The following is a 21646-nucleotide window of genomic DNA, read 5'->3' on the forward strand; positions in this document are numbered from 1 at the left end:
TCTACCTCGAGTACTTCCTAGGAGAGTCATGGGACTGCAAGCTCCCGCCACGCCACGTGTGGACACCGCGCTCGGAATCGGCGGACGACGAAAGTTATACCCGTGGATCGTTTTCGCCCTGGCTTTCGGTCTTCTGCTCTCGGACTACATGTCGAGGCAGGTGCTCAGTGCAGTCTTCCCGATCCTGAAAGCGGACTGGGATCTCTCCGATTCGCACCTCGCCTCCCTGAGCAGCGTGGTGGCATTGATGGTCGGGCTGTTGACGTTCCCGTTGTCGCTGCTCGCGGACCGCTGGGGCCGCGTCAAGAGCTTGATCTTGATGGCGGTGTTGTGGAGTGTCGCGACGTTGCTGTGCGCAATCGCTCAGACCTACGAACAGATGTTGGGCGCCCGGTTCCTGGTCGGTGTCGGTGAAGCGGCGTACGGCAGCGTGGGTATCGCCGTGGTCCTCAGTGTGTTTGCGCCCCGCGTGCACGCAGCTCTTGCCGGTGCCTTCATGGCCGGTGGATCGTTCGGTTCGGTCATCGGTGTGGCAATCGGTGGGTTCATCGCAGTCCAGTTCAGTTGGCGGTGGTCTTTTGCCGCCATGGCGATCTTCGGTCTGATTCTGGTCGCGCTCTTCCGCGCCCTCGTCACCGAGAAGAAGCTCACCGCTTACGCCGTCGAGGCCGCGCCGGATGCCGCCGGGGAAGCGGTGAGACACGACGGTTTTCGTGCGCCGGTGTCCTCGCTGTTCACCAATCCCGCCGTGTTGTTCGCCTACATCGGTGGTGGTCTCCAGATGTTCACCGCCGCTGTACTTCTGGCGTGGTTGCCGAGCTTCTTCAATCGTTACTACGATTTGGCCCCGGACAAGGCCGGCGTCACGGCTTCCGTGTTCGTCCTCCTGGTCGGAAGCGGGATGGTGGTCTGCGGTTTCATCACAGATAGATTCAGCCGCGACGATTCGGCGCGAAAATGGACCACCGCCATTGTCTACTGCGCCATCTCGTTGGTGACGCTGAGCGTCGGGCTCCGGTTGGGCACGGGGACAGCACAACTCGTGTTGCTCGGTATCGGTGCATTCTTCTCCGCCGGTTCGTCGGGGCCGACGGCAGCGATGGTCGCGAACCTTACCCATCACTCGATTCGAGCGTCGGCCATGGGAACGCTCACCGTCGCCAACAACCTTCTCGGGCTGGCGCTCGGTCCCTTCGTTGTCGGCATCCTCGCCGATCACCTGGGTCTTGTCGGCGCTCTACAGCTTTCGCCCTTCGTCTATGTCGTCGCGGCCCTCGCGTTGGTAGCCGGCAAGCGTGCCTATCCCGCCGGGATGAGGCGGCTGGCGACGTTGCAGAATCGGCCCGAGATCCTCGGCGCCACTGAAGTAACAGACGTTCGGAGCTCATGATGAATGAATCAACTACGGTAGTAATGGTTCCCGGTCTGCGGGATCATGTCGAAGATCATTGGCAGACTCACCTCGCGCGCAGGCTCGACAACGTTCTGACGGTTCCTCCCCTCGAGACCGACAAGCTCAGCCGCGATGCGCGGGTTGCGGCATTGAACGAGGTGCTGACAAGTGTCTGCGGGCCGGTGGTCCTGGTCGGGCACAGCGCCGGAGTCATGACAGTTGCTCACTGGGCGAGGGCGAATCATCGAGAGGTTGCGGGCGCACTTCTGGTCACGCCGGCGGATCTCGAACTTCCGCTGCCCGAGTCTTATCCGTCTCTCGAAGATCTCGACCGACACGGGTGGCTACCGATACCGCGTCAGCGTCTGCCGTTTCCGAGCACGGTCGCGGCGAGTCGGAACGATCCGCTGGCCGGGTATCGCCGAGTTGTGGGTTTGGCTGAAGGATGGGGGAGTCGGTTGCTGGATCTGGGCGAGGTCGGACACCTCAATCCGGCGTCCGGATACGGGTATTGGCCGCGGGCGGAGTCGTTGGTGCGGGAACTGCTCGAGTCGGTGTCGCGCGCTGCCTCGTCTCATGCCACGGATTCCGATGCGCAGGAGGAACACAGTCGTGCTTGATCTTGCTGCTCTGCTGGAAGACTCGGCCCGGCGGTACCCGGAACGGGATGCGCTGGTTCTCGGGGAAGCGAGGCTGACGTATGCGCAGTTCGACGCCTACGCGAATCGCATCGCCCATCTGCTCGTCTCGCGGGGTGTCGAGCCAGGTGACAAGGTGGCGTTGTCCTGCCCGAACGTTCTCGAGTTCCCGATCGTCTACTACGGCATTCTCAAGGCCGGCGGCGTCGTCGTTCCTCTGAACATTCTGCTCAAAGGGCGCGAAATCGCCTATCACCTGGCTGATTCGGAAGCAAAGCTGTACTTCTGTTTCGAGGGAAGTCCCGAATTGCCGATCGCTGAGTACGCCATCGCCGGGTTCGAGCAGAGCGAGACCTGTTCGGCCCTGATCGTGATCAGCGCCGAGTCGGGTGCACCGTCGTCGATCCTCGGAGTCGAGACTCTAGGCGAAGCACTGGCATCCGTGTCCGGCACGGAAACGCCTGCAGTCGCGGTTGTTCGTGAACCGACGGACACCGCGGTCATTCTCTACACCAGCGGCACGACCGGAAAGCCCAAGGGTGCCGAACTCACTCACTGCAACATGGTCTTGAATGCACTGTCGACCAACCGGTTGTTCGAGAGCGTTCCGTCCATGCATGAGCGTTATCTCCTGACTTTGCCGTTGTTCCACTCGTTCGGCCAGACAGTGACCATGAATGCGGGAATCTGCGTCGGTGCCACCTTGGTGTTGATGCCGCGCTTCGATGCGACCGCGGCACTCGAGATCATGGAACGCGAAAAGATCTCGGTCTTCGCGGGCGTCCCGACCATGTATTGGGGACTGCTCGGCGTGCTGGAGGAGGTAGTGAAATCCGGGGTGGATATCGAGACCGTTGCACAGAACATGCGGTGCGCGATCTCCGGTGGCGCAGCGCTTCCCGTGGAAATATTGACACAGTTCAGGGAACGCTTCGGTGTTCAGATCCTCGAAGGGTACGGGTTGTCCGAGACCTCTCCGCTGGCCTTGTTCAGTGGCCCGGAGAGCGACCCCCGGCCCGGTTCGATCGGCGTGCCGATCTGGGGCGTCGAAGCGCGGCTTGTCGACGACTCTTGGCACACGATCGCCGGCCCCGATGAAGTGGGAGAGTTGGCCATTCGCGGGCACAACGTCATGAAGGGCTATTTCAACCGACCAGAGGCGACGGCGGAAGTCATGTGCGACGGATCGTTTCGCACCGGGGATTTGGCACGGGTCGATACCGACGGAAATTACTACATCGTCGATCGCGCGAAGGACATGATCGTGCGGGGCGGATTCAACGTCCACCCACGCGAAATCGAAGAGGTTCTGCTCACTCACCCAGCCGTCTCACTCGTCGCTGTCGTCGGGGTGCCGGACACGAGCCTCGGCGAAGAAGTTGTCGCCTACGTGATCCTAGAGCCGAGTGAAGAGATCTCCGAATCGGATCTCGTGGAATGGTCGCGGGAACAGATGGCCGCCTACAAATATCCGCGCCGCATCGAGTTCGTGCCGTCGCTGCCGATGACGGCAACCGGAAAGATTCTCAAACGTGAACTGAATCAAGCATTTTCGATGGTCTGAGGAGATCGATGACTGACGTTCGAGCAAGTGAAGCTTTTCCCGTGACCCAGGCCATGAAGGATTCGGGTGGCTGGAATCCGTTGTGGGACGGACTTTCGGAGCTGGATCCCGAGTGGACCGAGCTGTACATGAAGACAGCAATGCAGCCCTGGAACAGTGGGGTGCTGTCACCTCAGGTGATCCAGTTGCTGTGCATAGCCGTCGATGCGGCGAGCACACACATGTACGCACCCGGCGTACGACGCCATATTCGCGCCGCGCTCGACATGGGAGTGACCCCGAAGGAGATTCTCGAGGTGCTGAAACTGACCACCGTCGTCGGGATTCATTCCTGCAATGTCGGCGTTCCGATCCTGATGGAGGAAATCGCGAACCGGTGAGGGCGGTCAGTCCCGCTCGCGGTTCTCCCGTTCCTCCCGCTGACGCTGGAGGAACGGGCTCGGGTTCTGTCCGCCGATCGGACCGTGGCCGAGGACTCCGTGCTCGTAGGCCGACTCCGCGTGCAGGGCAACGTCGATTCCGCGGGCCTCGTCTTCACGCGAAATGCGGAAGCCGAAGGTCTTGTCGATGAGCTTTCCGAGACCGTAGGTCACACCGAAGGCATAGAGCGCGACCACGACGACGCCGACGAACTGCTTGCCCAACTGCGCGAATCCACCGCCGAAGAACAAACCTTCCGGACCGCCCGTCATCACGGCCGTCGCGAGGAGTCCGATCAGCAACGAGCCGACGATTCCACCGACGAGGTGCACGCCGACGACGTCGAGGGAGTCGTCGTAGCCGAGCTTGTGCTTCCATCCCACGGCGTACGAGCAGACGATGCCGGCGATCAGACCGATGACGAGCGCACCGAACATGTTCACCGTTCCGCACGACGGGGTGATCGCGACCAGACCGGCGACGACGCCCGAAGCTGCGCCGAACGTCGTGGGGTGTCCGTCACGATTCTGCTCGACGAACAGCCAGCCGAGTAGTCCGGTGCAACCGGCGACGAGTGTGTTGAGGAAGATCTGCGAGGCCATACCGTCGGCCGCAAGGGCCGAGCCGGCGTTGAATCCGAACCAACCGAACCAGAGCAGGCCTACGCCGAGCAGGACGAACGGCAGATTGTGCGGACGCATCGACTCGGCCTTGAAACCCATCCGCTGGCCGAGGACCAGTGCCAATGCCAGACCCGACGCTCCGGACACGATTTCGACCACGAGGCCACCGGCGTAGTCGAGTGCGCCCATCTGGGCGAGCCATCCCTGCGGATTCCACACCCAGTGAGCGACGGGGACATAGACGAGCAAGGACCAGATGGGGACGAAGATCATCCAGGCGGAGAACTTCGCGCGGTCGGCGATCGCACCACTGATGAGTGCTGCAGTAAGGATTGCGAACGTCAATTGGAAGGTTGCGAACAACACTTCCGGGACATTCCCGTGCACGGTCGACGGGTCGATGCCCGCCATGCCGATGTGTTCGAGTCCGCCGATGATGCCACCGTGATCGTCGCCGAACACGAGGCTGTAGCCCACGAACAACCACGCGACCGTGACGAGTGCGATGGAGACGAAACTCATCATGATCATGTTGAGTACGCCCGTCGAGCGGACCATGCCGCCGTAGAACAGTGCGAGTCCTGGCGTCATCAGAAGTACGAGTGCAGTACTGACGAGCAACCAGGCAGTCGCTCCGGCATCGATGGTGGCGGGCACAGTTTTCTCCTCACGCACGCGGACCAGCCCGCGTGCACGGAACCCACGATGAGTGCGTGCGGTTTCCTCCGCACTGCGATTGTGTTGCGAACATGTTTCGGGAGAAGTCGGCGTTGCACCCGCACCGGACCACCTGTCGTGGGTCGCCGGTAGTCTTTGCGCGTGGCCCTGTACCGGAAGTATCGACCCGCGTCCTTCGCCGAGGTGGTGGGGCAGGAGCATGTCACCGCACCGCTCAGCACGGCCCTCGACACCGGACGCATCAACCATGCCTACCTGTTTTCCGGCCCGCGCGGCTGCGGAAAGACGTCGTCGGCGCGAATCCTGGCGCGTTCGCTGAACTGTGAGCAGGGACCGACGTCGACGCCGTGCAACGTGTGCGACTCGTGCGTTTCGCTGGGCCCGGGCGGCACAGGCAACCTGGATGTGACGGAACTCGACGCCGCAAGTCACGGTGGCGTCGACGACACCCGAGAACTCCGAGACAAGGCGTTCCACGCACCCGCCGCATCTCGCTACCGCGTCTTCATCATCGACGAGGCACACATGGTGACGGCGGCGGGTTTCAATGCGCTGCTCAAGATCGTCGAAGAGCCGCCGGAACACCTCATCTTCATCTTTGCGACGACGGAACCGGAAAAGGTTCTCCCGACCATCCGTTCGCGTACACACCATTACCCGTTCCGCCTGTTGGCGCCGTCGACCATGCGCGGACTCCTGGAAAAGATCTGCGCCCAGGAGGGCGTACCGGTCGAGCCTGCGGTGTATCCACTGGTCATCAAGGCCGGCGGCGGTTCCCCTCGTGACTCGTTGAGTGTCCTCGATCAGCTGCTCGCGGGCGCAGGAGAAGAAGGTGTCACGTATCCGCGCGCGCTCTCTCTTCTCGGAGTCACCGACGTCGCGCTCATCGACGAAGCAGTAGACGCCCTGTCTGCCAGTGACGGGGCCGCGTTGTTCGGCACTGTCGATCGCGTGATGGACGCCGGTCACGATCCACGCCGATTCGCGCTCGATCTTCTCGAGCGCCTGCGTGATCTCATCTTGATGCAGGCTGTTTCCGACGCCAGCGAACGAGGATTGGTCGACGCTCCGGAAGCGGAGCTGGTCACGATGCGTGAGCAGATTCAACGAGTCGGCCCGGCCACGCTCACCCGCTTCGCCGAGACTGTCCATGCCGGACTCAGCGAAATGCGTGGTGCGACGGCGCCGCGGCTGCTGCTCGAAGTGATGTGCGCGCGAATGCTGCTGCCGTCGGCCTCCGACACCGAGTCAGCTGTATTGCAGCGGCTGGAGCGCCTGGAACAAGGTATTCCGGCTGCCGGAGTCGCGGCTGCCCCTCGCGCGGCAGCAACGCCGGCACCCACCGTGCCGCCGCTCGAACCGGAGATTGCTTCCAAGTTCCAACGGCCCTCTCAACGCAAGGCCGAGCCTGAGGTGCGGCCGGAACCAGCCGCGCCTGCTCCAGCTGCGGCGCCGCCGGTTGTGGAGGCTCCTGTCGTCGAACCTCCGGTAGCGGCAGTTCCCGTCGTCGAGACTCCCACTGTCGAGATCGTGGAACCGCCGGTTGCCGAAGCTCCGGTGGTTGAAGCTCCGGTTGCCGAAGCTCCAATAGTTGAAGCTCCTGTGGTTGAACCACCGGTTACTGCTTCTGTCGAGGCGGAAGAGCTGATCGGGCTTGCCGAGCCGGAACCCGACTACGAGCCCGAGCCCGAGTTCGACGAGCCGGCGGTTGCCGAAGCGGCGCCGGTCTCGGCAGGCCCCACAGTCGAGACTCTCCGTGAATCGTGGAACACCTTGCGCAACAAGGTCGGTGAACGAAACAAGGTTCTTCCGGCCATGCTGTCCGCTGCGACGGTTCACGACGTGCGTGGACATGTCGTTGTCATCGCTCACGGCTCACCGGTTCTGGGTGCTCGTGTGACGCAACCGCACAACGCGGCGGTCATTTGCGAGGTCCTTGCCGAAATGTTCGGTGGCACTTGGCAGGTCGAGTATCAAGAAGGTGCGCCTACAGCGCCGACAGTATCGAGCGCAACCAAGGCGACGGAAGCTCCGAGCCGCCCTGCCGCTGCGCCCCGCTTCTCGCGGCCCAGTCAGGAGCGCGCAGCGCAGCAGCCCAAGGCCCCGCAGCCCCAGCGCGGAGATTCGGACGACATTCCGCCGCCCGAGGCCCCCGACTATCCGGAAGACCCTGGACCGGCCCCTGCTCCTGAGGTCGACTACGAGGCAACTCCTCCGCCTGCAACGCCGGAGGACGAGGACGAGATGTTTGCGGAGGCGGCTGAGCCCGCTGATCCGACTGCCAGACGTGATCCCGAGGATGTTGCAAAGGAACTCCTCAAGGACGTCCTCGGAGCTCGCCGCCTCGAAAGCTGAGTTGCCGAGTCGGTCCGTGTGCGTGAAACAGCTGTCGGAATCCAGCTGCACCACTGTGTGATCGAATTGTTATAAGTGCCGTTCTCTTTGTGTGCGCGCGTCTCGAAAGCGCGCCGGCTCGGCCTCGCAAAGCTGAATTGTATGTGGCTGGTTTGCTGGCACATTCGTTCGCTCAGTTCCGGTGTAACGAAACGTCGATTCGGACGATGGTCGCCGAAGAATATCTGGAATTTCTCGTTGTCTGATGGGCATTCGAGTGCTGCTGTTAAATTTCGGTGTGTCACGAATGTTCAGATTGATAGTTGTCGGATGTTTGATTTGCGGGGATCGACCAATTTGGGACATTCGGCGAATTGGCCACATATTCGGCATTGCGGCATTTCGGTGCATATTCAACTGAATATTTGCCGATCGCGAGAAAATGGCGGCCGAGAAACCGGGATCCGGTACGGATGTTCAAGCAGGAGCATGACCGGTTACGAAGCAAATAGGTAACTCCGAGTTACAGCTAACTCTCGATTGCTGTCAAATTGCTGAAACACGTTCATTGCGCCGAACAACCTTTGTTATTTGTTTATGCCTTGAGGTGAATCTGCGTTTTACACACCGATGAGGGCGTGGTTAGTCTTCGGTCGATTGAGTCTCCCGTGGATGCGCGCGAAAATAGGAAGTGTAAGATGACTGAAGATTCAACTAATCCTGCGATTGCGATAGTCGGGATGAGCATGTGGTCCCCCGGTGCACATGATCTGCAAGGATTTTGGGAGAACGTCCTCGCGCGTCGGATGCAATTCCGAAAGTTTCCGGAGTCACGGATGTCCCTCGACGACTACTGGAGCGCGAGCCCTGACGACGTCGACAAGACATACGCCGATCGCGGCGCGTTCATGGATGGTTTCGAATTCGACTGGGTCGGTCGCCGGATACCGGAGCGGACCTTCAAGTCGACAGATCTCACACACTGGTTGGCTCTGGAAACAGCACTCGGGGCTTTGACGGACGCGGGCTACAGCCGAGGATCGGTACCCACTGGACGCAGCGCCGCAATCGTCGGCAACTCCCTCACCGGTGAAGAATCCCGGATGTGGTCGATGCGTTTGCGTTGGCCTTACGTCAAGCGCGCACTCGCTGTGGCAGCCGAAGCGCGCCAGTTGGACAGTTCCGTCGCCGATGCTCTCGCCGAGACGATGGAAGAGGTCTACAAGGGCCCATTGGTGGAGCCGAGTGAAGACACTCTCGCCGGCATGTTGTCGAATACGATTGCCGGCCGGATCTGCAATTATCTCGACTTCAACGGCGGCGGGTACGTCGTGGACGGTGCGTGCGCGTCCGGAATGCTCGCGGTGGCGACTGCAGCCGAAAAGCTGGCGTCCGGCGCGGCCGACTTCGTCTTGGCAGGGGGAGTCGACGTCAGCTTGGATCCTTTGGAACTGGTGGGATTCGCCCGTTTGGGTGCACTGACCCGTGGCGACATGAACGTGTACGACGCAAGCCGAAGCGGATTCATCCCGGGTGAAGGTTGCGGATTCGTGGCCTTGAAACGACTCGAGGACGCCAGGGCGGACGGCGACTACGTGTACGCGACGATTCGCGGCTGGGGCATCTCCACCGATGGCAAGGGTGGAATCACCAAGCCCCGCGCCGAAACTCAGGCCGAGATGATCCGTCGCGCATACTCGCGAGCGGGATTCGCGGCCAGCGAGGTTGCCTTCGTCGAAGGACACGGAACTGGTACTCCCGTCGGAGACCCCGTCGAACTGGCCGGCGTCCAGCAGGCCGCTCAGACGGACGGGCCCGTCGAGGCTCGTAGCATCGGCATGACGTCACTGAAGTCGTTGATCGGGCACACGAAGGCGGCGTCGGGCATCCTTGCGCTGATCAAGGCGACCATGGCCGTCAATCAACGAATCCTTCCGCCGCTCGCCGGTTGCACCGACCCGAACCCGGCGTTCGGAACCGAAGCGCCGGCACTCTTTCCGCTCGTCAACGGTGAGATCAGAGATCCGTCCGAGAAGATGCGTGCCGGTGCGCAAGCCATGGGTTTCGGCGGTATCAACTGCCACGTCGCGATCGAATCGGCTGATGCACCATCCAGCAAGCTGACACCCTCGCAAGACGTCCGCACGATGATGGCGTCGTATCAGGACACCGAGGTTTTCGTACTTTCTGCAGATTCCGCGGTGGACTTGGCGACCCGAGCGCGGGATGTTGCAGATCTGGCGGTTCCGTTGAGTGTTGCCGAGCTGCTGGACTTTTCGGCGAAACTCTCTCGAGTGATCTCGCCGACCGCGCCCTTCCGTGCCGCAGTGGTGGCCGGACGTCCCGCGCAGTTGGCCGAACGCATGCGTCAGCTTGCCGTGATCTGCGAGAACTCCGCTCCTGCATCCGGTCAGGTGAAGGTCGTGAGCAACGAGATCTCGATCTCGAACGCCGTCCACCACGACATCGGATTCCTGTTCCCGGGACAGGGATCCCAACAACTAGAGATGGCGCGCGTGCTGATCGAGCGCTTCGAGTGGGCACGCGAACTGGCGACCGAGGCGGACGGCTGGTTGGAGGGAGTTGGAGCGGAGGCGATCACGCCTCGAATTCTGCGGAACCCGGTCAAGAGCGCTGACGCTGCGGAATTGGCGAAGTGGAAGCGGGATCTCGCCCAGACGCAGTTCACCCAGCCTGCCGTCGCTTTGGCTTCGCTGCTCTGGTTCGAGTACCTCCGCCGATTGGGTGTCACACCCAGTGCTGTCGCCGGCCACAGTCTCGGCGAGTTGACCGCGCTCTACGCGGCAGGAGCTTACGACCAGAAGACGCTGATCACCTTGGCTGCGGCGAAGGGTGCGGCCATGGCTGTCAGTGGTGGTGGAAACGGCGCGATGGCGAGCCTGACCTGCGACCGATCGACGGCTGAGGCGATCATCGCGGAAACAAAGGGTTACGCGACCGTCGCGAATCTGAATACGCCTACACAGACCGTGGTTTCGGGCACCAAAGACGCGGTCGACGATGTGGTTGCCATCGCGAAGACGCGCGGAGTGTCGGCTCAGGCGCTTGCCGTGTCGAATGCTTTCCACTCCGAGATGATGAACGAGGCCGAGCGGGAGCTGAAGTCCACTGCGCCCGTTGACGAGCAAGTCGATTCGCTGACTTGCCCCGTGTATTCCTGCGTCGAAGGGAAACGCGTACAGACGCCACTGGCACTTCGCGAATTGGTCACCAAACAGGTTGTCTCACCGGTCGACTGGGTCAAGACGGTAAGTGGAATCTCGCAGGACGTGGACCTGCTCGTCGAGGTCGGTCCCGGCCGTGTGCTGACCGGGCTCACCAAGGCGATCAATGGGACCGACGGCGTGCGCTGCTTCCCCGTTGCGTCCAAGTCCGGACGCGACGAGGACTTCAATGTCGCACTGGCCGCGATGTACGTACACGGCGCTCAGGTCCGATGGAACGAACTTTTCGACGGCCGGTTCGTGCGCGAATTCGTTCCTGCCGATCAGAAGGTGTTCATCGAGAACCTGGCCGAGGCGAAGCTGACGGTTACTTTTGCTCCCGAACCGCTCGCACTTGGTACGTCCGGCGGGGATCCGGCTGCGGCGCTGGCCGATTACCTGAGCCGACGCGGGACCTTCCTCGTCGACGTGATTCGTGCTGATGTAGGCAGTGGAGCGACTTCTCCGTCTTCTCCATCTGCTCCGACTTCGCGGGCAGTCACCAACGGCCACGAATCCGTGGCAGCGAAAGCTCCTTCGCCGGTTTCGGCTCCGGTAGTCGAAGAGCCGGCTGACGCGGGCGCTGGGTCCGTGGAAAGTGAGCTGATCAGGATCCTCGCCGATACGACGGGATTCCCCGCCGAGTCGATCACGACGGATCTGCGTCTGCTCGATGATCTGAATCTCGACTCGATCAGTGCGGCAGAGGCTATTTCGAAGGTTGCGCATCAGTTCGAGGTTGTCGACCTCGACCCTGCCGAGTTGGCCAATGCCACGATCGGAGAAGCAGCATCGCTGATCCTTGCGGCATCACCGAATCTCGGTTCTGCCGTTCCAGCAGCGAGTTCGGTGCAGTCGGACGTGTCGCGAATACTGCTCGAGGTAATCGCGGAGGACACCGGATTTCCGGTGGAGTCTCTCGATGTGGATCTCCACCTGCTCGACGACCTGAACATGGACTCGATCAAGGCTGCCGATGCGATAGCAACTGTGGCAACGCGATTGGGTGTTCAGGGTGATCTGGATCCGGCCGAACTCGTCAACGTCAGCCTGGGTGAACTCATCGAAGTGCTCGATCGATCCGCGAAAGAGAAGTCGGGGCAGCAGCAGCCGGTTGCGCGGGCGCTGCCGGTGAAGGCAAAGGGTCTATCAGCCGACAGCTTCACCTGGGTTCGCGATTACACCCTGGAAAAGGTTCGGAGCGAGACAGCGTTGCACGGAGTCCGAGACCTCACGGACACGACGTTTGTCGTCATCGGTGACGACGCCGGTTTGGTCGGAAGGTTGGAATCCGAACTGCGAGGGCGTGGTGCTCAGGTCGACATTCGCACATTCTCCGACGGCGCTCCTGCGAATGCACAGCACGTGGTTGCCGTAATGCCGCGTGTGACCGATGATTCCGTCACCGAAATCGGTTTGCGCCGTGGGATCGAACACATGTACAAGATGGTTCCGGCGCAGCAAAGTGGAGGCGCACGAACCACATTGGCAGTGATTCAGTTCACCGATGTCGAGTTGGGCAATCCGGCGCCGGTATCGAGTGCGGCGGCTTTTGCCGCTTCGGTGCATCACGAGCGCCCCGAACTGGATGTCCGCGTCATAGGATTCGACGGCTCGACTGCGGACGCGGTGGTGGCAACCACCGTCGTCTCCGAGTTGGATTCGGTTGCATCCTATGTGTTCGCGACTTACGACACCGAGATGGGACGCACGGCACTGCAACCGCGGGTTCTCGCCTCGAGCGACTACACCGTCCGCGAGAGCGGGTTGGGGAGTTCGGATGTAGTGGTCGTGACCGGTGGCGCGAAAGGCATCATGGCGCAATGCGCTCTGGCTCTCGGTCGAAAGACAGGCGCCGAACTAGTGCTGATCGGAAGCTCTCAGCGACAAGCGGGTGACGAAATCGCTTCCACTCTTGCGGACTTCACGTCTGCCGGATTGAGCGCTCACTACTATCGCTGCAACGTCACGGATGCTGCGGCGGTGGCCGGCGTCGTCGCCCAGATCGAGGTCGAGGTTGGGCCGATCACCGGGTTTGTCCACGGTGCGGGGGCGAATGTTCCGCGGCGGTTCGAGAGAGTCGACAGCGCTGCGGCTTTCAAGGAGGTTGCACCTAAGGTCCTGGGCGCAGCCAACTTCGTCGAAGCGCTCGCTGATCGCGACTTGAAGCTGTTCGTGGGCTTCTCCTCCATCATCGGATTCACAGGTATGCCCGGAAACAGCTGGTATGCATACGGAAACGAGCTTCTCGACGAAATGGTGATGCGGTATGCCGCCGGGCACCCGAAGACTCGGACGTTCTCGCTCGCGTACAGCGTGTGGGGGGAGACCGGCATGGGCGCCCGCATGGGCAGTGTCAACCACCTCGCGAAGATGGGTGTCATGCCGATTTCCACGGCTGCGGGAGTGGATCATTTCCTTCGTCTGGTCGACAGCGGACCCGAGGCGAGTCGTATCGTCGTGACCAGTCGACTCGGCGGTCTGGACACCTGGGCGCCGGCAGCACCGGCTCTGCCGGCGGTGTCGCGGTACATCGACCAAGTGGTGACCATCGAGCCGCAGGTAGAACTGGTTACCCGGACGACGTTGTCCACCTCAGCAGATCCTTTTGTCCTAGACCATGTCTGGAAAGGATCGGCGCTGCTTCCGACGGTGTTCGGACTCGAGGCGATGTCGCAGGCGGCGGCTTATGTCACCGGACGCGTGACTCTGGGCCGCGTCCGCATCGACGACATCAAGCTGGATCGACCGATCGTCGTCGACACGGTCGAGGGCACCAGAGTCGAGATCAAGGCAAGCGTCGTGGAGCAGGATCGTGATGCTGCAGGAACGCGGGTGCATGTCACGATCGGCACCGAACGGACCGGGTACGGACGGCCCCATTTCTCGGCCGACTTCATCTTCGGGCTGGACGAAACACTGCCGGAGTTCGAGAAGGAGTTGCCGCGACCGGTGCTCGACATCGATCCGTTGGACGATCTCTACTCGTGGTTGCTGTTCCAGGAGGGCGATTTCCGCCGACTCGAAGAGATCTCGAGCCTCGATTCCGAGCACATTCTCTTCAGCGCTATTTCGCGAGCCGACCGTAAGCAGCACCTCCTCGGTGATCCCTACTTCCTCGATTCCCTGCTCCAATCGGGTCAGATCATGGTTCCGCGGGAGATCTGCCTTCCGGTCAACATTGCGCGAATCGACATGTACGACGGACGATTCGAGGCTCGTTCGTTCACCGCGTACGCCTACGACAAGGTGCAGACAGAGACCCACATGCAAGCCGACGTGGCGGTGGTGAAGGACGGACGAGTGGTGATGCAGCTCGAGGGATATCGCTCCCAGATTCTCTCCCACGACGAAAGCCGTCCTACGGCTGAGGAAATCGCGGATCCGACTGCGCGCGACGCACAGATCATTCTCGACAAGCTCGCGCAACACAGCCGGGCGTTGGGAGTGAAGAGCCCGCGGGTTGTGGTCGCGCATACCCCGGGGATTCACGAGTTGACCAAGTCGGAACGCCACGAGCAGGAGAAACCGATCGCCGAGGCGGCCGTGAACATTCATCTCGATGAGGATGTGGTGATCAAATGAGTAATGCCTTTGCCATCGAATGGCAGGAAACCGGAAAGCCCGTCGTCGTCGGTGATATTCCGCCCTCTGTGGATGTCTCGCTCTCGCACGACGGCAGCAAGTCACTCGGTTCGGCCGGCGACTGGCCTCAGGGGTGTGACATCGAACCGATTCGCTCCCGAACCGCCGTGCAGTGGAAGGCGCTTCTGGGTTCGGCGCGGATTCCGCTGCTGGACGAGTTGATCGCAGGCGGCGAATCACTCGATCGTGCGGGAACCAGGCTGTGGGCGGCGGCCGAGGCGATCCGAAAGGCCACGGGGCAGATGTCGGTTTCTCTGGCGATGGGCGCCAGGGAGGACGACGCAGTGACCTTCCGCGGCGGCGCAGAGGGAAGCGTGGTGGTTCTGACTTTTCCAGCTCTGTTGACGGACAACGAGGAGCGGATTCTCGCGTTTGTGACTCATGAGGAGGATGCGGAGGAACCGGCGCAGGACCCGGCACCGCAGTTCGACTCCGGACCGTTGTCGGCGAAGTCTCTCGCGCAGTTCGATCCGATGGCCTACGGCTCCGACGTGCATGTGGTGGCCCGGAGCGGCTATCCGGCGGTGTCGATCCGGTTCCCCGTCGGGTTCCGGGACGCGTGCAACGTCGGTGGATCAGTGGGGTTCGCGAGCTTCGCGCTGTGGTTGGGCGCTTTGCGAGAGAGGGGAACCGGACCGATCTCGAAGCAGATCGTGGAGGACATGGCGACGGGTCGTTGGGGCATGGTGACCAACAACTCCGAGGTGTTCATCGATGCGAACCTGTACACCGACGACATTGTCGAGGGGACGATCTGGATCACCGAGCTCACCGGTCCGGATCGGGCAACCACCAATCTGCATGTCGAATGGTGCCGGGTCGACGGCGAGACGCGCACTCACATCGGGTGGAGTGCGATGCAGACGACGTGGGTGGAAATCCTCTCCCACGGTGTGGTGGCGGCACGGCCGATGCCGCAGTACTTCCACGATTTCATCGAGCCGATGACGATTCCGACGGGGACGAAGAACATCGCTGTTCCCACCGAACCGAAGAACGTCGATCGTGGTTCCGTGATCCGCTCGGCTCCGATGGTGCCGCGCAATCCGTACCTGCTCGAATCCGAGGTGTTCTCGACGACGTTGCAGGACGGAAACGTCGTGGGCAACATCTACTTCGGCAACTATTACATCTGGCAGTCGAGGGTTCGGGACAAGTTCCTGGTCCGTTCTCAGCGTGAGGCCATGGCGGCCAGAGGCGCTCTCGGGGAACTTCGTTGTGTGCACACCAGGGTTGAGCATCTGCGCGAGGTCATGCCGTTCGACGACGTCCTGGTCACGATGTCCCTGTCTGCCCTCTACGAGAGGGGGATCGACCTCGAGTTCGAGTACTTCAAGGTCAATGAGGACGGATCACGGGAGAAGCTCGCGATCGCTCGGCACAGAACTGTCTGGACGATGCCGGGCGCTCCGGGAGAACTGGAAATCTCTCCGCCATCGAAACTTCCACAGTCGCTGATCGATTCGGTGCTGGAGGCGATCGACGGAAAGTAGACGGGGGATTTTCCGAGATCGAAGTGGAGAGACGGGTTGCGTTTTCCTTGCGGGAGAACGCAACCCGTTTCGATGGGGAGGGGCATGTATGGGTATCGGGGTTTCCAGAAGATCGGTTCTGAAAGGGTCGGTAGTCGGCACAGCGGCTGTTGCTTTGGGCGCAAAGGCAGGTGCTGCTCCGGCGGGGAGTGTGGATATCGAGTCTCCGTTGATTTTTCATTCGCCGGAGTTCGAGCCGTTCTGTGACGAACTACCGTCGTTGTCAACGCTTTCCGGAAACGAGATCACACTGACAGCGCAAGTGGGGCAACATGCCTTTCATCGGGATTTTCCCTCGTCCCCAGCACTGTCGTACCGCAGCGGAGAGATCGGTGGCGGTTATCTGGGCCCTACCGTCGAGGCGCATTCCGGCGAGCCGATCATGTTGACGTTCGAGAACGATCTGACCGGACATCCGTTGGCAGCGGACATGGATATGACGCTGCACGGAATGCAGGCAGACTTTCGCGCTAACCCGCCGACGTCGTTGCACTTGCACGGGGGAGTCACTTCACCTGAGAGCGACGGCCATCCGGAGCTGCTGGTGATGCCGGGACAGGCTGCGATGCATCACTTTTCGCACGGTCAGGAAGCCGCCCACCTCTGGTATCACGATCATGCGATGGGCATCACCCGGCTCAACGTCTATGCCGGTCTGATCGGCAACTATCTGATCAGGGATGAATTCGACACCGGCGAACTGGGAAATCCGTTGGGGTTGCCGGCCGAGGAATTCGAGATCCCGTTGATCCTGCAGGAGAAGATCTTCACCCCGACAGGCGCCCAGAACGGCCGATCCACCATCTTGATCCCGGAAGGATCGTGGGAAGGCGGCGCGGTGGGCGACGTCGGCTTGGTCAACGGCAAGGTGTGGCCGGAACTGTCCGTGGCTCGGGGCCTTTACCGCCTCCGCATCGTCAATGCGTCGTCGGCAAGTGTGTGGAATCTTCGCTTCTCGAACATGATGACGTTCTGGGTCATCGGCAACGACGCCGGAATGCTCGACGCGCCCGTCGCGGTCAATGCCTTCCGCTGCGCACCGGGGGAGCGGTACGACCTCCTCGTCGATTTCACCGGACTGTCGGAGGGTTCGACGGTGGAGCTTCGCAACGACGAGGCGCCCCCGCTGCCCGCCGCTGTCATCGGTGAAGTGACTATGCCGCTGTTCTGCCGGTTCCGCGGCGACTCCAGGCGCGGATTCACCGGTGGTGTTCCGTCGCAACTGCGCGGTGGGCGCCGACAACGTGACGTTCTCGCCCGTGGGAGCAGCCGACGGTAATTCGCACGGTGACGGTGAGCCAGCAACTGGAACTGCGGAATCCACCGGCTCAGATGACGTTGAACAACCTGACGTTCAGCACCACGGACGTCGAGAGGCCGCGGCAAGGCACCGTCGAGCAGTGGAACATCGTCAACACCACGCCGGACCCGCATCCGATACACCTGCACCTGGTGAATTTCCGGATTCTCGGCAGGACACCCATGCGGACGCTGGAGTACTTGATCCGCCATCCGCAGCCGGTGATCGGCAACAAGTGGACTCCGTCGCCCGACGGGTTCGAGGCGGGGCCGATGATCGCGCCGGCGCCGTGGGAAGCGGGAATGAAGGACACCGTCAGGGTGGACGGCGGCACTGTCACCCGGATCATCGTGCGATTCCCCACCGCGGATGAGCTGGGTTTCGATCCCGACGCGATGTTCGATCGTCTTTCGGGCGGTGGGATGACGGGCGGTGGGATGACGGGCGGTGGGATGACGTGCGGCGGGCGCCACGATATGGCTGATTCTGGTCGACTCCAGGGATACGTGTGGCATTGCCATCTACTCGATCACGAAGATCACGACATGATGTTGCCGTATCGCATCGTGCCGTGAGTGCTTCCGGGGGCGCACCCGAAATGAACCGAAGCGGGCAGGCGTTCGCGCACCTGATCACCTCGGTCACCTAGCAGGATCGCTTCGGTCCTTCCCATGAATTTGGAACACGTTCTACAGTGAAAGGGCTGAGGTCTGTACCTCGGCCATGCGCCACCACCGAAGGCGGCGCGGACGATCTGCAGACCGGTTCGACGAATTACACGGAAGGAACACCTCACAGTGACCACAGAGGCATTCATTTATGAAGCCATCCGTACCCCGCGAGGCCGCGGCAAGAAGACCGGGTCGTTGCACTCGGTCAAGCCGATCTCGCTGGTCACGGGTCTGATCCAGGAACTGCGCGTGCGCTTTCCCGACCTCGACGAGGATCGGATCTCCGACCTCATCCTGGGCGTCGTCACCCCCGTTGGCGATCAGGGAATGGACATCGCCCGCGTTGCAGTCAACGATGCGGGACTGCCCGACACCGTCGGTGGCGTTCAGCTCAACCGTTTCTGCGCTTCCGGCCTCGAGGCCGTGAACATGGCTGCTCAGAAGGTTCGGTCCGGCTGGGACGAACTGGTGATCGCCGGTGGCGTCGAGTCGATGTCCCGCGTTCCGATGGGATCCGACGGTGGACCGTGGGCACTCGACCCCGCCACCAACTACGACAACTACTTCGTGCCGCAGGGCGTCGGCGCAGACCTCATCGCCACCATCGAGGGCTTCTCGCGTGACGACGTCGACGCATACGCCGTGCGCTCGCAGGACCTCGCCGCCAAGGCGTGGACCGGCGGATACTTCGCCAAGTCGGTAGTGCCGGTCAAGGACATCAACGGCATCACCATCCTCGACAACGACGAGCACATGCGTCCGGGCACCACGGCAGAGAACCTTGCCGGCCTGGCTTCCGCGTTCGGTGTGATCGGTGAAATCGGCGGATTCGACGCCGTATCGCTGCAGAAGTACCACTGGGTCGAGAAGATCAACCACGTTCACCACGGCGGCAACAGCTCGGGAATCGTCGACGGCGCTGCCCTCGTGCTCGTCGGTAGTGAGCAGGCCGGCAAGGACATGGGTCTGACGCCGCGCGCTCGCGTCGTCGCCACCGCCACCAGCGGCGCCGACTCCACCATCATGCTCACCGGCCCGACGCCGGCGTCGAAGAAGGTTCTGGCAGCTGCCGGCCTGACAGTCGACGACATCGACCTCTTCGAGATCAACGAGGCATTCGCTTCCGTCGTCCTGAAGTTCCAGAAGGACCTGAACATCCCGGACGAGAAGCTCAACGTCAACGGCGGCGCTATCGCCATGGGCCACCCCCTCGGTGCAACCGGCGCGATGATCACCGGAACGATGGTCGACGAGCTCGAGCGTCGTGGCGGCAAGCGCGCCCTCATCACCCTGTGCATCGGCGGCGGTATGGGCGTTGCCACCATCATCGAGCGCGTCTGACGCGGCGTCCGTCCTTCCAACGAGGCTTACCAGGAGTCAAGCAAAGTGACTGATCAGAACATCATCAACTGGGACCAGGACGCCGACGGCATCGTCGTGCTCACCATCAACGATCCCAACCAGGGCGCAAACACCATGAACGACGCGTACATCGCGTCGATGAAGGCCACCGTCGACCGTCTGGTCGCCGAGAAGGACTCCATCACCGGTGCCGTCATCACTTCCGGCAAGAAGACCTTCTTCGCCGGTGGCGACCTCAAGAACATGATCAAGGTCGGCCCCGAGCAGGCCGAGGAGATCTACAACCACAGCGTCGAGATCAAGGCAGACCTGCGTCGTCTCGAAACTCTCGGCAAGCCGGTCGTCGCCGCCATCAACGGTGCGGCGCTCGGCGGCGGCCTCGAGATCGCTCTCGCGACCCACCACCGCATCGCGGCAGACGTCAAGGGCGTCAAGATCGGCCTGCCCGAGGTCACCCTCGGCCTGCTGCCCGGCGGCGGCGGCGTCGTGCGCACCGTGCGGATGCTCGGCCTGCAGAACGCGCTCATGGGCGTCCTGCTCCAGGGGCAGCAGCGTGGACCCGTTCAGGCCAAGGAAGTCGGCCTCATCGACGAGGTCGTCGGCTCGGTAGAAGAACTGGTTCCGGCTGCGAAGGCATGGATCAAGGCCAACCCCGAAGGCGGCGTTCAGCCGTGGGATGTCAAGGGCTACAAGATCCCTGGCGGAACTCCGTCCACGCCGGCATTCGCTGCCAACCTTCCGGCGTTCCCCGCGAACCTGCGTAAGCAGCTCAAGGGCGCTCCGATGCCGGCTCCGCGCGCCATCATGGCCGCAGCCGTCGAAGGCTCGCAGGTCGACATCGACAACGCGCTGCTCATCGAGGCTCGCTACTTCACCTCGCTGGTGACCGGCCGCGTCGCGAAGAACATGATCCAGGCGTTCTTCTTCGACCTGCAGTCGATCAACGGCGGCGGTTCACGTCCGGCAGGCATCGAGAAGTCCACCATCAAGAAGGTCGGCGTCCTCGGCGCGGGCATGATGGGCGCGGGCATCGCGTACGTCTCCGCGAAGGCCGGCTTCGACGTCGTCCTCAAGGACGTCAGCATCGAGGCTGCAAACAAGGGCAAGGCGTACGCCGAAGGCATTGAGGCCAAGGCACTCTCGCGCGGCAAGACCACACAGGAGAAGTCCGACGCACTCCTCGCCAAGATCACCCCGACGGCTGACCCGGCAGATTTCGCCGGCGTCGACTTCGTCATCGAAGCAGTCTTCGAGAGCCAGGAACTCAAGCACAAGGTGTTCCAGGAGATCGAGGACATCGTCGATCCCAAGGCACTGCTGGGCTCGAACACCTCGACGCTGCCCATCACGGGTCTCGCCACCGGCGTGAAGCGTCAGGAAGACTTCATCGGCATCCACTTCTTCTCGCCCGTCGACAAGATGCCGCTGGTGGAGATCATCCGCGGTGAGAAGACCTCCGACGAGACTCTGGCTCGCGTGTTCGACTACGTCCAGGCGATCCGCAAGACGCCGATCGTGGTCAACGACTCGCGTGGCTTCTTCACCTCGCGTGTCATCGGAACCTTCATCAACGAGGCCATCGGCATGCTCGCCGAGGGCGTCGAGCCTGCCACCATCGAGCAGGCCGGTATGCAGGCCGGTTACCCGGCTGCGCCGCTTCAGCTTTCGGATGAGCTCAACCTCACCCTCATGCAGAAGATCCGCAAGGAATCTGCCGACGCCGCCAAGGCCGAAGGCAAGGAACTGCCGGCAGATCCGGCCGGCGAGGTCATCAACACCCTCGTCGAGAAGTTCGATCGTAAGGGCAAGCTCGGTGGAGCCGGCTTCTACGATTACGCCGAGGGCAAGCGCACCGGCCTGTGGTCCGGACTCCGCGAGAACTTCAACTCCGGAACCTCCGACGCCCCGATCCAGGACCTCATCGACCGCATGCTGTTCATCGAGGCGATCGAGACGCAGAAGTGCTTCGACGAGAACGTCCTGATCACCACGGCGGACGCCAACATCGGCTCCATCATGGGCATCGGATTCCCGGCCTGGACCGGTGGCGTTCACCAGTTCATCGTCGGTTACGAGGGCGGCACGGCTGGCTTCGTCGCTCGCGCAAAGGAACTCGCTGCGCAGTACGGCCCGCGGTTCACCCCGCCGGCTTCGCTAGGGGCATAGCCCCCGTGCGCCTTTTTGGTAGCCGTAACTACCAAAAAGGCGCACAGGGGTTTATCCCCAGCTTGTGAGATATCCACAGACGAACTCCGACAGCGA

At 62.1% G+C, this 21646-nt stretch carries 10 protein-coding genes and 1 pseudogene; 10 read left to right on the forward strand and 1 reads right to left on the reverse strand.

The genetic code is table 11. The features are described from left to right. Positions 1 to 28: 28 nt before the first annotated feature. From ABH939_RS26120 to ABH939_RS26135, 4 genes are read left to right on the forward strand one after another with little or no spacing between them, the layout of a single operon-like run. The gene (locus ABH939_RS26120) at positions 29 to 1390 is read left to right on the forward strand and encodes an MFS transporter (RefSeq protein WP_404650368.1); all 1362 of its coding nucleotides are present in this window, start codon (positions 29 to 31) and stop codon (positions 1388 to 1390) included. Further along, positions 1390 to 2013, forward strand: coding sequence for an alpha/beta hydrolase (locus tag ABH939_RS26125; RefSeq protein WP_065352836.1), 624 nt, complete (start codon positions 1390 to 1392; stop codon positions 2011 to 2013). Before ABH939_RS26120 ends, ABH939_RS26125 begins: the two co-directional genes overlap by 1 nt. Continuing rightward, positions 2006 to 3595, forward strand: coding sequence for a long-chain fatty acid--CoA ligase (locus ABH939_RS26130; protein WP_404650369.1), 1590 nt, complete (start codon positions 2006 to 2008; stop codon positions 3593 to 3595). Before ABH939_RS26125 ends, ABH939_RS26130 begins: the two co-directional genes overlap by 8 nt. A gap of 8 nt (positions 3596 to 3603) precedes the next feature. Beyond that, positions 3604 to 3975, forward strand: coding sequence for a carboxymuconolactone decarboxylase family protein (locus ABH939_RS26135; protein WP_020905896.1), 372 nt, complete (start codon positions 3604 to 3606; stop codon positions 3973 to 3975). A 6-nt stretch (positions 3976 to 3981) separates the two neighbouring features. Here ABH939_RS26135 and ABH939_RS26140 read toward each other — a convergent pair whose 3' ends face one another. Continuing rightward, positions 3982 to 5295 (reverse strand): ammonium transporter, encoded by a 1314-nt coding sequence (locus ABH939_RS26140; RefSeq protein ID WP_003943791.1) that lies wholly within the window; start codon positions 5293 to 5295, stop codon positions 3982 to 3984. 162 nt (positions 5296 to 5457) lie between these two features. Here ABH939_RS26140 and ABH939_RS26145 point away from each other — a divergent pair, with 162 nt between their 5' ends. From ABH939_RS26145 to ABH939_RS26170, 6 genes and pseudogenes are all read left to right on the forward strand, one after another. Further along, a complete protein-coding gene (locus tag ABH939_RS26145) occupies positions 5458 to 7671 on the forward strand; it encodes a DNA polymerase III subunit gamma and tau (RefSeq protein WP_404650370.1) in 2214 nt (737 codons plus the stop codon). A gap of 677 nt (positions 7672 to 8348) precedes the next feature. After that, positions 8349 to 14459, forward strand: a complete 6111-nt coding sequence (locus ABH939_RS26150) for an SDR family NAD(P)-dependent oxidoreductase (protein WP_404650371.1) — start codon at positions 8349 to 8351, stop codon at positions 14457 to 14459. Then, positions 14456 to 16012 carry a hypothetical protein gene (locus ABH939_RS26155; protein WP_064687942.1) on the forward strand — a complete coding sequence of 519 codons (1557 nt, stop codon included), beginning with the start codon at positions 14456 to 14458 and terminating at the stop codon, positions 16010 to 16012. The genes ABH939_RS26150 and ABH939_RS26155 overlap by 4 nt, the downstream gene beginning before the upstream one ends. 88 nt (positions 16013 to 16100) lie before the next feature. After that, positions 16101 to 17926 (forward strand): annotated as a pseudogene (locus ABH939_RS26160) (multicopper oxidase family protein). A 222-nt stretch (positions 17927 to 18148) separates the two neighbouring features. Beyond that, positions 18149 to 19363, forward strand: coding sequence for an acetyl-CoA C-acetyltransferase (locus tag ABH939_RS26165; protein WP_003943886.1), 1215 nt, complete (start codon positions 18149 to 18151; stop codon positions 19361 to 19363). Between the two features lie 45 nt (positions 19364 to 19408). After that, positions 19409 to 21550 (forward strand): 3-hydroxyacyl-CoA dehydrogenase NAD-binding domain-containing protein, encoded by a 2142-nt coding sequence (locus tag ABH939_RS26170; protein ID WP_003943799.1) that lies wholly within the window; start codon positions 19409 to 19411, stop codon positions 21548 to 21550. Positions 21551 to 21646: the final 96 nt, after the last annotated feature.

Origin of the sequence: Rhodococcus sp. 27YEA6 (assembly GCF_044908235.1) — a bacterium.
Classification (GTDB): domain Bacteria; phylum Actinomycetota; class Actinomycetes; order Mycobacteriales; family Mycobacteriaceae; genus Rhodococcus_F; species Rhodococcus_F qingshengii.